The following is an 11,431-nucleotide window of genomic DNA, read 5'->3' on the forward strand; positions in this document are numbered from 1 at the left end:
ATGACCCTTGCCATTTATTATAATGCCAATGTACTTGAGACAGCACTAGATAATGCGGGAGTCTTTAATGGTGAAAACCAAGGTTTTCTTTGGAATTCCCATTTTAAACAAAACAACGGTATGAACTTAACAGGTTTCTTTAACCCCTCATTTGGAAACGTCAGTATTGTCAGAGACAATGATGGTTTAGATGCTACCATCAATGATATGGATATTGGCAGTGGATTTATTGGCCAGTCTCTATAACACGTCGATAGAATTGGAGGAGATACGATGGCAATCCTAATTGCATATAATTTGAATCATTTAATATACGCAGCCGACAATGCAGGTGTTCTTAACGGTCAAAATCAAATTTTTGGATGGAATTCCCATTTTAAAATGAATCAAAACTTCTATGTCAAAGGCGTAGGCATCCCGACTTCCGGTAATTTCAGCTACGTTGAAGATATAGATGCCATTGATGCGACGATGAACGATCAAGATGCTGCATTTGGTGCAAGTTATCAATCAGTTTAGGCGTTATTTCTCTGAGAAGGAGAGTGCTAAATGTCTTTAAGGATTGTGTATAATGGGGTTGAACTTATGACCGCACTTGATAATGCCGGGGTTTTTAATGGTGAAAATGAAGGCTACGGGTGGAGTTCGCATTTTAAGTCGAATAACAACGCCGGACTTTCAGGCACAATGGATCAATTCGCCAATAATGAACTTTATGAGAACATTAATATCATAAAGGATAATGACTATATTGATGCTTTTATTAATGATCAGGATGTTGCCCGGGGGGAATTTGGAAATATAGGTTAGATAAAAGATTTAAGGCAAAAAGGATGGGTTGCCACTTATTAGCTCTGGTGGCCCCTTTTTATTTGGACATTTGTAAAACTTTCGCAGCATTCGATAGAACAAATACATAAATTAAGTGAAAGAATAGCTTTAGCCCTTTCAATACTATCATCTCCTTCATAGACTAAGGACAAGAGGGAGGATAAAAACTATGATCAAAATTAATTTTCATGATATTAGCATTAGCAGCATGTCGGATAACTCTGGCGTCTTTATCGGCAAAAACTTTGAACCGAACTGGGACGCATTTACCAAAAGTAATACCAATATCAGCGGTAATAATAATAATGACTCCATTAACATTATCATAGACCAGGACGGCTTTGATTTTATTGTTTCCGATAATGACAATGCTCAAGAAATATCAATAACAAAGGCGAAAAATAAATCTGGGAATAAAAAAGAGCAAAGCAGCCAAAAGAGAAGCACGTCCAATTCCCAAGGCGAGTCTAATGCCAAGTGCAGTAATAGCGGTAAAAATGACGCTTCCGGTTACCAAACAATAGGGCAGAAAGAGTTATTAGAATAAAAAGGACACCTTATGTAAAAGACAAAAGAGGCTGGGACAAAACTAAAAGAGTTCATTCATATGCCGAACAATAAAATTTGAAAGGTATAATCGCAAATGCGAAGCGTAGTCAAAATACGAAAGACTCCTACGGGAATAGCACGTGTCCGAAGACCCCGCAAGAAAGCGTTTTTTGCTTTCTGAGGAGGCTTTAGGCCGTGCCCGTGGAAAGCGAAATATTTTGACGGAGCGCTTTGTTGTTTTCTTATGTATAATAAAAATCCGAACTATTCAGATGTCTGAATGAGTTCGGATTTTTCTATTAGTAAAAAACTTCTGTCACAGCCTCATTTTTATTATAAATAGCATTATCTATGCCGTCTGAATCATTTACGATATTGATGGATCGAAAACTTCCATTTAAATAACCAACTTCAGAGTGGTTAGTATTACTTTTAAAATGGCCATTCCAGTTAACCGCATAGGTGCTCCCAAAAAAAGCCCCTGTATTATATTTCATAGTGTCTATTTTGATCTTTCCCGCGTTAATTAGAAGCATGGATTGCCCTCCCATTAGATCTCTTAGTCTACTTATCTATTATACTATGATCGGTTGGACAAAGTTGGAAGGGCATCCATCTGATATATTCTATTTTTTATGACGTCAAACACAAAGAAATCCCGAATAATGGACTTTTTTAAGTAGCCATTATTCGGGATTACCTTTTTAACTATCAGAATTTATAACGCCTAATACTCATGTTGGTGGTTGAAATCTATGCTAGTTTCACCTCCTAACTTGTGATAATGACCACCGCCCTTAAGCGGAATCGCCGGACCGGTTCTGCCGGAAATTGTATGGCGGTGTTCATCATCGAAATGGGTTACCGTGAAATATTCGTGGGTATGGGGCATGACATTTGCTGCCGGATATGTCGTCCCGACAAACTTGTGTTCATGTCCATCGTTTGCCGATGTTGTGCCGTAAAATTCATGGACATGTGTCTTTTCATTTATTGATGTCTGTGAAGGGTGCCACACATTCGTATTTCCCTCAAAGAACATTTTATTTGAAGGGGTCCTTTGCATGCTATTCATCCCTTTCTAAATGATCATTTACAGTACATCCTATGCAAATATGGGGCAAATGACATATAATTTTTGGTTCTGCTAGTTGGATAAGTCGAATATCTTTTATTGTTGAACAAGGTTCTTGGAAAAGCACCATGGGTTATATAACTTACATGGAAGGAGGGGCTAAATGTATATAAATGAATGGGAACAAGAAAAACTGTGGATTTTTGTCCTTGCAAAATTGGCAGAGGAAAGAAAAGCAAGAGGTATGAAACTGAACATTGAGGAAGCCATTGCTGTCATCACTTACCATGTCACAGAAGAAGCAAGAACCGGAAAGTACACGGTTTCCGACCTTCAAAGAATGGGCCATCAGGTTTTGGATGAAAACGATGTAATGGATAGTGTTCCAGATCTCGTTAAATTAATTAACATCCAAGTGGTTATGCCCGACGGAAACAAACTGGTCGTGGTTAATAACCCGTTTAAACCCGCCGAACATCCAGAATGGGGTGAACTTCCGCCGGGTTACGGGAGTCAAGATCAGCATGGGAATCATTAGGAGGGAATGATGCCGCCTTTAAAAATAAGGTAAAAATTCATGTGAAAATAGAAAGGGTGTGTAACATTTGAAACCCGGAGAATATTTTTTGCAAGACTATCCGATTCCCCTTAACCATGGACGCAGTACCCGCAAGATCAAAGTGGTGAACAGGGGGGACCGGCAGCTGTGGGTTGGGTCGCATTACCACTTCTATGAGGTCAACCCGGAGCTGGATTTTAATCGTGAGTTGGCAAAAGGGATGCACCTCAACATCATGCCGGGAGAAATGGAATCATTCCCCGCTGGTGAGGAAAAAGAGGTTGAACTTGTCGAAATCGGCGGGCGGAAAGAAGCTTGGGGGTTCCGGGGGTATACTAACGGACCGGTGGGTAAGATCGATACCGGGCAAGTCAGTGATAAAAATGTCTCCCATAAAGAATTTACAAAAAGATTCGGTCCGACAACAGGTGATAAAGTCCGATTGGCCGATACAAACTTGATTGTTGAAGTTGAAAAGGATTTTACTTCGGTTTCCTATGGAGATGAACTAGAGTATGGCTGGTTAAAAACTATTCGAAACGGGATGGGAATGTCAAGCCGTGCAAGCGAGAAAGAAGCGCTTGATCTTGTCATCACCAGCGTGGTGTTAATCGATTATTGGGGCATTGTGAAAACGGATGTTGGGGTAAAAGACGGAAAAATCCACGGGATTGGCAAGGCAGGAAACCCGGATTATATGGACGGGGTCAGCCCGAACATGATCGTCGGAGCAACGACAGATGTCATAGACGGAAGAAACAAGATTTTGACGGCAGGCGGCATTGATCCTCACCTTCACGAAGTTTGTCCACAGCTTGTCGAAACGGCCATACAATCAGGGATCACAACGATGCTCGGCGGCGGGACTGGACCGTCAACGGGGACTATTGGGACCAATATTTCACCGGGATCTTGGAACATGCAAAGAATGCTGGAAGCGGCAGAACAGTTTCCGATGAATCTTGGGTTTTGGGCAAGAGGGAATGCCGTGGCCCCGGAACCTTTGATCGAACAGTTAAAGGGAGGTGCTGCAGGTTTTAAACTTCATGAAGACTGGGCGACGACGCCTGCAGTCATCGATAATTGCCTGAATGTAGCTGATCAGCATGATGTTCAGGTCTGTATTCATACTGATACAAGCAATGAATCGGGTACGGTGGAAACAACAACGGTTGCAGCCATCAATAACAGAGCCATTCATAGTTACCATACCGAAGGGGCGGGCGGCGGTCACATCCCTGATATTATGAGCGTAGCCAAGGAATCATCCGTGTTGCCGTCTTCAACCAACCCGACCCGGCCGTTCACGATCAATACGGCGGACTCTAACTTGCCGATGATTTTTCAGGTCCACGGCTTAATCCGCACCGTTCAAATGGATGTAAAAATGGCACAAGCAAGAATTCGTCCGGAAACCATGGCCGCTGAAGGAATCTTGCATGATATGGGTGTATTAAGTATGATGAGTTCCGATTCACAGGCGATGGGTCACGCCGGTGAGGTGATCATTCGAACTTGGCAAACGGCTCATCTTATGAAAGAACTGCGCGGCAGGTTAAAAGAAGAAAAGGGAGATAACGATAATTTTCGGGTCAAACGATATATTGCCAAATACACGATTAATCCGGCGATCACACAAGGGATTTCCGAAGTCGTCGGGTCCGTTGAAGAGGGAAAGATGGCCGATCTTGTGCTGTGGGAACCTGGATTTTTCGGAGTGAAGCCGTGGAGAATCATAAAAGGCGGATTTATTGCTTCCGCACCGATTGGGGATCCAAACGGTTCCACGGCAACGAGCGAACCCGTCATGTACCGGCCAATGTGGGGTTCTTTCGGGAAAGCTCCGCATAGCACTTCCTATACATTCTTGTCGAAAGCGGCTGTTGAAAACGGCGTTCCAAAAAAATTAGGGCTCCAAAAGAAAATTTATGCGGTCCGCAACACCAGGAATATCGGGAAGAAGGATATGATCCACAATAATGCAACACCGGACATCACCATTGACCCCGATACCTTCCAGGTTTATGTCGACGGAAAACGGCTTGAAAATCCGCCAGCGACAAAAGTGCCGTTGAGCCAACTCTATTTCATATGGTGAGGTCAATGAAAAATAACTTATCGCTTTTGCAGCTTGTTGATTCGGCCTTCCCAACGGGTGCATTTGCACATTCATTTGGGTTAGAAACCGCCTTCAAGGAAAATAAGTTAAGCGGACCGAAAGAGCTTTACGAATGGTTGCAGGACTATATCCGGGGCAGCCTTATTCCTACGGAAGGCATTGCTGTTTTTGTCAGTTATCAAACCATTCAAAAGGAAATTGAAATAAATGCGTTACCCGAAACTGTTCAAGAGGATTTGCAACGTTTAGATCAAAAATTAACGTTCAGCAAAAAAGCCTCAGAATCTCGTGATGGTACAGTTAAAATCGGTAAGAGGTATTTAAAGATCGTCCATACCCTTTATCCGGAAGCCGGTCTTGATCAATATGCCGGGTGGATCAATGAACGGTTATGTTACGGGAATCCAGCGATTGTGCACGGATGGATTTCCGCTTATTTGGATATTCCATGCGACCAAGCAATTTTCACACATCTTTATACGAACGTTAACAATCTTTTGCAATCGGCATTAAGAATGGCTGTTATCGGTCAAACCGATGCCCAGCTTATCTTACAAAGACTTTATCCGCTTATGGATGAAGAGGCTGAACAAATTGTTCATTCGTCACCTGGGGAAAAGGATTTATGTAATTACGCCATCGTTCAAGAAACAGAAGCTATGCGCCATGAAACATTGTATTCGCGATTATTTATGTCTTAACAGCTTATTGATACATGGAAGAGGAGGATGAAATATGGGTCATCAACATAACTTTAATTGGCATTATAAAGAATTTAATGAGGACCGCCCAATGCGGATCGGGGTGGGTGGACCGGTTGGTTCGGGAAAAACTCATCTCGTAAAGGCACTAACCGAGTGTTTAAAAGAAAAGTATCAAATCGGGGTTATTACAAATGATATTTATACTCAAGAAGATGGGGACTTTCTAAAAAAGGCAGGTATTCTCCCGAACTCTCAAATTATTGGCGTTGCCACAGGGGGTTGCCCTCACACAGCGATTCGTGAAGATGTATCTATGAATTTCGAAGCAGTAGAAGAACTCACGAGAGCGATTGATCCTCTGGATTTCATTTTTATTGAGAGTGGAGGGGACAATTTGGCGGCTGCTTTCAGTCCGGAACTTGCGGATGTTTTTCTTTATATCATCGATGTAGCCCAGGGTGAGGACATTCCAAGAAAGGGAGGCCCCGGCATTACACAATCCGATCTTTTAATTATTAATAAAATTGACCTTGCACCTTATGTCGGTGTTAACCTTGATACAATGAAGAAAGATGCGACGGTACAACGACATGACAAACCAAGCATCTTCTCTAATGTGACAAAAGGTATCGGTGTTCCGGAAATCGCCGATTGGCTAGAAAAAGAATATCGCGGACGGAAACAGACAAAGACTACATGAGAACTGTAAGTGAATGGAAGGGAACAATCAGCCGAATAGGGCAAAGGAACATTTTAACGGATTCCTACCATCGTAATCCGCTTGAGGGTCATGAATTTCCGGACGAAAAGGGCCCGCTCATGATTTATTTGATGTCTTCCTCTCCCGGATTGTTTAATGGAGACGAAGAATTTATTTCATGCCGGTTAACCGAAGGGGCCCAATTGTTTTTAACGACCCCTAGTCCCAGTGAGCTGCGTCCGTCTCCATACGACGAGGAAAGCAGGCAAACGCAAACTTTTTTTCTTGAGCCGGGCAGCATATTAGAGTATTTACCTGAGTTAGTCATTCCTTTTAAAGACTCGAATTTTCGCGGAACGAATTCCGTTTATATGAGTAAAGGATCGCAAGCAATTATCAGTGAAATTGTGACAGCTGGCAGAATTGGGCGCGATGAAATCTTTCAATATAAAAAATTCTCATCTACCTTTGAAGTTTATTGGGAAAATAAACTTCAAGTTTGGGATTGCATGAATCTTGATCCTGCTTCTAATTTGCGTGGTGCGGGAAATTTCGGGGAATATACACACGTCGGGACATTATGGATACTCTCGGAACAAGTCACAGATGAACACCTTAACTATATACAAAACACAATCCTCGCGGACGAAGGTATAAATTGCTACGGCAGTGCAAGCCTATTACAAACAAACGGGCTTGTCATTCGTTTGTTAGGGAATTCCGCTCAAGATTTGCAAAATGTCATAAAAAAATGCTGGGATCATTGCCGCGGGGAATTATTTCAAATAAGGCCCTTTGACATTCGAATTTAAAAGGCCACCCTTAAAGCCAACCCTTTTTACTATTAAGGGGTTGGCTGGCATTTTGCTTATCGCTTTATTCCCCACATGACATCCTGATCGTTAATGACCGTATCCACAACGTCTCCATCTAAAAGAATATTTGCATTTTGGGGTGCTTTATTATCATGGCCCCCTATGGTTCCTAATGCCGTATTTGCTTTGCTGTGTGTGCTCCAGCCAAATTGCGTATTGATCCCATTGAAAACACCGGCGTTACTCGCGGCATTAGTCACCTGAATTGTATGGTAAACAATGCTGATATCTGAGCTCTCAGGGTAGTTAGTCATTGAGAAACACCTTTCTGTTTTTCACAAATTTTAAAGGCATGCTTTTGAAAATAGTCTATGTTATTCGCCTAATATAAGTGTCAAAATGTTATGGTGAACACTGACCTCAGGGTGAAATTGCTTGTAGGCATTTTCCTCATAAAAAGCTTCACAAAAAGGGGCATAATACATATGATATCACTGAAATAGTTTGAGAAAGGGTGTTGAAGACATGTACAATGACCCTAGAAATTTCATGAATGGCATGCCGCCTATGTTTAATCATCCGAATCATCCGTTTCAAAAAGATCCCGGTCCTTTTTTGACGGAAAATATGCCACAACACATTCCTTACAATGTCTTAAATACCTTGCCATTTAAGCCCGGGGTGAACATCTCAAGGAGCCAAGCCCAGAATCCACATCCATATCCTTTTCAAGAGGAATATAAAAAAATGGCGGATCAACAGCCGCAGCAATTCCAAAGTTATCCCTTTAACGGGGATAAAGTAAAAGATAATGAAGCGAAAAACGAGCAATCTCAGAAACAAAAAAATAAAAAGAAGAAAAAAAAATCTAAACCTAAAGCCATGATAAGCTTTGATAAGCTTAGTGCGGGATCATTAGCAGCTTCTTCCGGGATATTTAATGGGAAGAATATTCAATTTGGCTGGAGTGCCCATAGTAAAACGAACAATGGGTTTGGAACACTGAGCGGAAATCATAATAATTTCCACGATAACTATAATATCGTTTTCGATAACGACCAAATCGATACGCCGATCGATGACCGCGATGTGATGTGGAGTCCAATTCCAACATCTTAGCATTAATAATTGTGTTTTTTTGTTCATATAGTGTAAGAGCAGCGGTTTTTAACGGAGGACGGAAAGGGGGGACAACTGGTGGAAGATCAACAACAATTGAAGGAACTAAAAGATAAATTAGATCATTTGGATAAGATGATGAAGGCTATGAAAGGCCAAGGAATGTCTTATTATGTCAATATTGAACACGCGGATATTCATGGGCCTGTGGTGGATCAATTGGATTATAATTTTGATAACGTTGATGTAAAGGAGGTTAGCGGGGCATTAAATTTAGGAAATAATTTTGGTGTACGTGTAAGCGGGGTCAAGAAGAAAAAGGCTGGCGGTCATAATAAACCACAGGACGCTTCATCACAAGGAGAACCATCACATAGTTCCACTGATCGGGAGGAAAAATCATCGCCGCAAAAAAAACAGCATTCACCTTCTGGACACCCTCAATCTCAACAAACGCAGAATCGTGGCAAATCGCCTTCTTCCGGTCAGGAGGCCGCCAAGCACACCACGTTACAGGCTAGACCACCTGTATCGAAGAATCCGGCACAACCGGGACAAACTTCCCATAAGGATGGATTAACAAAGCCATCGGGAGAAATGAGAGATAAAGAGAATGAGAAAAAGAAAGAGGTTCATTCTCAGGTTCAAACAAAAGCCAATCCCAAATCAGTGGCAAACAAAAGAAAAGAACGGGCCATTGGGGATAACAAGAAAGTTAATACCCCCAACCTAACTTCGGAGAAGTCTGAAACTAAAAAAGAAAAAAAGATGTCTTTACCGGCGCATAGTGATCCGAATCGTCATTCTGCCCCGCCAAAGGTATCTTTTCAAAGGCGATTTCCCAATCAAGCTGAAGAGAAGGATACGGAGAAACGGCCTGTAAGAACTGAAAAGTCTTCTTTAAGAACCAAGGAAGTGCCGAATATGGCAAGGGAAAATGAACAGGAGCCGCCACCAGCAGATCATCATTCGAAAGAGGGGGCAATTAAAAAGGGGTTTGAAAAATTCGCGCAAAGATTAAAGTTATCAAAAAATGCGTCTGAATCCGATACATATTCCAAAAACGACGAAACTGATTCATACCATACAACTGAGAAAGAGGAGAAGACGATTACCCGAAAGGATGAAGAAAATAACCCGCAACTAATCGAAAACGATAAGCTCCCAGCAGATCCTAAGAATAGTATAAAGGAGGAAGGACAAAAAACATCTCCTCCAAAAAGGCTATCGCAAACTAAAAAGGGCTTTTCTTTTAAAATGGATCATAAGGAATGAAAGTAAGGAGCCTCCATTTTGTAAGGGCTCCTTTAAATTATCAAAGCCATTATCGCTTCGCCAAAGGCTCGCCAATCGGCAAGTTTTCTTTAAAATAGACCGCCCTGAATCAGCCCCCACATTCTTCGTTGGTGACCTGGGTTTTGTGGATCAACCCCGCAGCACATAAGCCAGTTGGCGGCATTCTCCCTCTGTTCCGGTGAGACTGGGACGCCCAAACATCTAGAGAGACCGTCTACTAAACCATAGGCGCCACCCGGGTGTCTTAAATCTGCCATTCTGTAGGAACGGAGCATACCATAGACACGATGGTAGTTCCAGGGATTAGCCATTTTAGAACGAAAGACCCCCATTAATTCTGGATCTAAATAAGCCATGTTTTCCCTCCTATCTTTACGTTAATTTTAAAATGAGAATGTCACTTTATTTTATGAAAAAGGGAAAACGAAGAAACGGCATATCCAACCCTTTGTAATGAATTAAGCTAAGAACCTAGTCATTGATACTTTTTCATATAATGGCTTAGTGCTAGCAATGGCCAAATGTGTTGATAGCTATGATAGTGGATATAAAAATGGCCGGGCAAACCCGCCCCCATCGGGTAGGTTACGGCCTTGCTTGAATGGTTGGTGCCCCTGCTTAAGAGATAGTCAATACCTCTGTCGATCTCCTCCGTCGGATGGTGATGGCAGGCTATCAAAGCGTCAAGCGCCCAAGAGGTTTGGACAACTGTTGGATATAGAAGAGGGGTATATGTTCGTTCTTGATCGCTTTTACACGATTCTCCCCATCCGCCTTCAGTTTGTTGAATGTGTTTTAGCCATGAAAGGGCCCGTTGTATAGCAGAGTGATTCGGAGACACACCAACAGCAGTCAGTCCCGTTAGCGCTGCCCATGTGCCATAAATATAGGAAACTCCCCACCTGCCATACCATGAACCATCTGTTTCTTGGTTTTTCAGTATCCAGCTGACACCGTCACGAATAGACTGATGTGTAAGTGTCATTTGCGCTTTACTTCCCAGAAATTCTAATGTACGTCCAGTTAAATCAGCAGTTGACGGGTCAATCACTGTGTCCTTTAAATTACGAATGGGCAATAAGGTGAAGAGGGATTGATGCCTGTTTTTTTCAAATGCTCCCCACCCGCCATCATTATTTTGGATATCAATGAGCCAATTCACACCCTCATTCCATGCCTTTCGATACCATTTCTCATTAACAGCGTAAGGGTGAATAGCGCGCAAAGCTGCCTGTGTGTCATCAATGTCTAGCGGGCTGGTGCTGCTCTCGGAAAAAGCCCATCCGCCCTTACTGTGCCTTTGCTTTTCCTTTACGGATAATAAGTATTCTGCTGAGGACAATACGGCATGGTCGTTTTTTTGACAGCCCGCCTCTTGCATGGCATAGCTGATTAATGCCGTATCCCAGATCGTTGATAGCGAATTTTGTAAATGGACGTTATCATCAACTTTAGATAAAAAAGACGTCATACCCTTGACAGCGTTTTCTATCCAGTGTGAGTTAGGATTATAGCCTAAGGCAAGCAAGGCATAGATCAAATAAAATGTAGCACTTGTATAACTAAATAACTCAAACTTCGCAGACTGAAATCGGCAAATAAGCCTTGATATAATTGGGCAAGGCTGCTACCCATTGTTGAAGTTGACTTTGTATAAGTTTTTT

At 42.2% G+C, this 11,431-nt stretch carries 16 protein-coding genes; 11 read left to right on the plus strand and 5 right to left on the minus strand.

Annotated elements, in window-relative coordinates; translation table 11 throughout:
* The 4 genes from EV207_RS18500 to EV207_RS18515 all read left to right on the plus strand — a co-directional run bounded on the left by EV207_RS18500 (position 1) and on the right by EV207_RS18515 (position 1,378).
* Entirely contained in the window at positions 1-246 is a 246-nt protein-coding gene (locus EV207_RS18500) for a hypothetical protein (protein WP_132747635.1), read from the plus strand.
* A gap of 27 nt (positions 247-273) precedes the next feature.
* Entirely contained in the window at positions 274-519 is a 246-nt protein-coding gene (locus EV207_RS18505; protein ID WP_132747636.1) for a hypothetical protein, read from the plus strand.
* Positions 520-549: 30 nt separating this feature from the next.
* Positions 550-810 (plus strand): hypothetical protein, encoded by a 261-nt coding sequence (locus EV207_RS18510; RefSeq protein ID WP_132747637.1) that lies wholly within the window; start codon positions 550-552, stop codon positions 808-810.
* Between the two features lie 190 nt (positions 811-1,000).
* Entirely contained in the window at positions 1,001-1,378 is a 378-nt protein-coding gene (locus EV207_RS18515) for a hypothetical protein (RefSeq protein ID WP_132747638.1), read from the plus strand.
* A gap of 301 nt (positions 1,379-1,679) precedes the next feature.
* Here the strand turns inward: EV207_RS18515 and EV207_RS18520 are convergent, their stop codons facing one another.
* Together EV207_RS18520 and EV207_RS18525 are read right to left on the minus strand one after the other, a co-directional pair.
* Positions 1,680-1,916, minus strand: a complete 237-nt coding sequence (locus EV207_RS18520) for a hypothetical protein (protein ID WP_132747639.1) — start codon at positions 1,914-1,916, stop codon at positions 1,680-1,682.
* Between the two features lie 191 nt (positions 1,917-2,107).
* Positions 2,108-2,446 carry a YmaF family protein gene (locus tag EV207_RS18525; protein ID WP_243647147.1) on the minus strand — a complete coding sequence of 113 codons (339 nt, stop codon included), beginning with the start codon at positions 2,444-2,446 and terminating at the stop codon, positions 2,108-2,110.
* A gap of 172 nt (positions 2,447-2,618) precedes the next feature.
* Between EV207_RS18525 and ureA the strand changes: the two genes are divergently transcribed.
* From ureA to EV207_RS18550, 5 genes are all read left to right on the plus strand, one after another.
* Positions 2,619-2,993, plus strand: a complete 375-nt coding sequence (ureA, locus tag EV207_RS18530; RefSeq protein WP_132747641.1) for an urease subunit gamma — start codon at positions 2,619-2,621, stop codon at positions 2,991-2,993.
* A 67-nt stretch (positions 2,994-3,060) separates the two neighbouring features.
* Positions 3,061-5,112 (plus strand): urease subunit alpha, encoded by a 2,052-nt coding sequence (gene ureC / locus EV207_RS18535; RefSeq protein ID WP_132747642.1) that lies wholly within the window; start codon positions 3,061-3,063, stop codon positions 5,110-5,112.
* Between the two features lie 5 nt (positions 5,113-5,117).
* On the plus strand, positions 5,118-5,834 hold the full coding sequence (locus EV207_RS18540; RefSeq protein WP_165887008.1) for an urease accessory protein UreF: 717 nt from the start codon (positions 5,118-5,120) through the stop codon (positions 5,832-5,834).
* Between the two features lie 34 nt (positions 5,835-5,868).
* A complete protein-coding gene (gene ureG, locus EV207_RS18545) occupies positions 5,869-6,537 on the plus strand; it encodes an urease accessory protein UreG (RefSeq protein ID WP_132747644.1) in 669 nt (222 codons plus the stop codon).
* The gene (locus tag EV207_RS18550; protein WP_132747645.1) at positions 6,489-7,349 is read left to right on the plus strand and encodes an urease accessory protein UreD; all 861 of its coding nucleotides are present in this window, start codon (positions 6,489-6,491) and stop codon (positions 7,347-7,349) included. The genes ureG and EV207_RS18550 overlap by 49 nt, the downstream gene beginning before the upstream one ends.
* A 56-nt stretch (positions 7,350-7,405) precedes the next feature.
* Here the strand turns inward: EV207_RS18550 and EV207_RS18555 are convergent, their stop codons facing one another.
* Positions 7,406-7,666, minus strand: coding sequence for a hypothetical protein (locus EV207_RS18555; RefSeq protein WP_132747646.1), 261 nt, complete (start codon positions 7,664-7,666; stop codon positions 7,406-7,408).
* A 211-nt stretch (positions 7,667-7,877) separates the two neighbouring features.
* Between EV207_RS18555 and EV207_RS18560 the strand changes: the two genes are divergently transcribed.
* Positions 7,878-8,471 carry a hypothetical protein gene (locus EV207_RS18560; protein WP_132747647.1) on the plus strand — a complete coding sequence of 198 codons (594 nt, stop codon included), beginning with the start codon at positions 7,878-7,880 and terminating at the stop codon, positions 8,469-8,471.
* A 78-nt stretch (positions 8,472-8,549) separates the two neighbouring features.
* Positions 8,550-9,746 (plus strand): hypothetical protein, encoded by a 1,197-nt coding sequence (locus EV207_RS18565; protein WP_132747648.1) that lies wholly within the window; start codon positions 8,550-8,552, stop codon positions 9,744-9,746.
* Positions 9,747-9,835: 89 nt separating this feature from the next.
* On the opposite strand, the gene EV207_RS18570 is transcribed toward EV207_RS18565, so the two are convergent.
* On the minus strand, positions 9,836-10,123 hold the full coding sequence (locus EV207_RS18570; protein ID WP_132747649.1) for a hypothetical protein: 288 nt from the start codon (positions 10,121-10,123) through the stop codon (positions 9,836-9,838).
* 119 nt (positions 10,124-10,242) lie between these two features.
* Positions 10,243-11,307, minus strand: a complete 1,065-nt coding sequence (locus tag EV207_RS18575) for a prenyltransferase/squalene oxidase repeat-containing protein (RefSeq protein ID WP_132747650.1) — start codon at positions 11,305-11,307, stop codon at positions 10,243-10,245.
* Between the last annotated feature and the right edge of the window lie 124 nt (positions 11,308-11,431).

It is taken from the genome of Scopulibacillus darangshiensis, from assembly GCF_004341035.1.
In the GTDB taxonomy this organism is placed as follows: domain Bacteria; phylum Bacillota; class Bacilli; order Bacillales; family Sporolactobacillaceae; genus Scopulibacillus; species Scopulibacillus darangshiensis.

What these genes read in the sequence shown, in the direction of transcription:
- EV207_RS18555 (WP_132747646.1), bottom strand. Translation starts at nt 7,666, where the DNA reads ATGACTAACTACCCTGAGAGCTCAGATATCAGCATTGTTTACCATACA.
- ureA (WP_132747641.1), top strand. Translation starts at nt 2,619, where the DNA reads ATGTATATAAATGAATGGGAACAAGAAAAACTGTGGATTTTTGTCCTT.
- EV207_RS18515 (WP_132747638.1), top strand. Translation starts at nt 1,001, where the DNA reads ATGATCAAAATTAATTTTCATGATATTAGCATTAGCAGCATGTCGGAT.
- EV207_RS18500 (WP_132747635.1), top strand. Translation starts at nt 1, where the DNA reads ATGACCCTTGCCATTTATTATAATGCCAATGTACTTGAGACAGCACTA.
- ureG (WP_132747644.1), top strand. Translation starts at nt 5,869, where the DNA reads ATGGGTCATCAACATAACTTTAATTGGCATTATAAAGAATTTAATGAG.
- EV207_RS18510 (WP_132747637.1), top strand. Translation starts at nt 550, where the DNA reads ATGTCTTTAAGGATTGTGTATAATGGGGTTGAACTTATGACCGCACTT.
- EV207_RS18505 (WP_132747636.1), top strand. Translation starts at nt 274, where the DNA reads ATGGCAATCCTAATTGCATATAATTTGAATCATTTAATATACGCAGCC.
- EV207_RS18520 (WP_132747639.1), bottom strand. Translation starts at nt 1,916, where the DNA reads ATGCTTCTAATTAACGCGGGAAAGATCAAAATAGACACTATGAAATAT.
- EV207_RS18560 (WP_132747647.1), top strand. Translation starts at nt 7,878, where the DNA reads ATGTACAATGACCCTAGAAATTTCATGAATGGCATGCCGCCTATGTTT.
- EV207_RS18570 (WP_132747649.1), bottom strand. Translation starts at nt 10,123, where the DNA reads ATGGCTTATTTAGATCCAGAATTAATGGGGGTCTTTCGTTCTAAAATG.
- EV207_RS18540 (WP_165887008.1), top strand. Translation starts at nt 5,118, where the DNA reads ATGAAAAATAACTTATCGCTTTTGCAGCTTGTTGATTCGGCCTTCCCA.
- EV207_RS18525 (WP_243647147.1), bottom strand. Translation starts at nt 2,446, where the DNA reads ATGCAAAGGACCCCTTCAAATAAAATGTTCTTTGAGGGAAATACGAAT.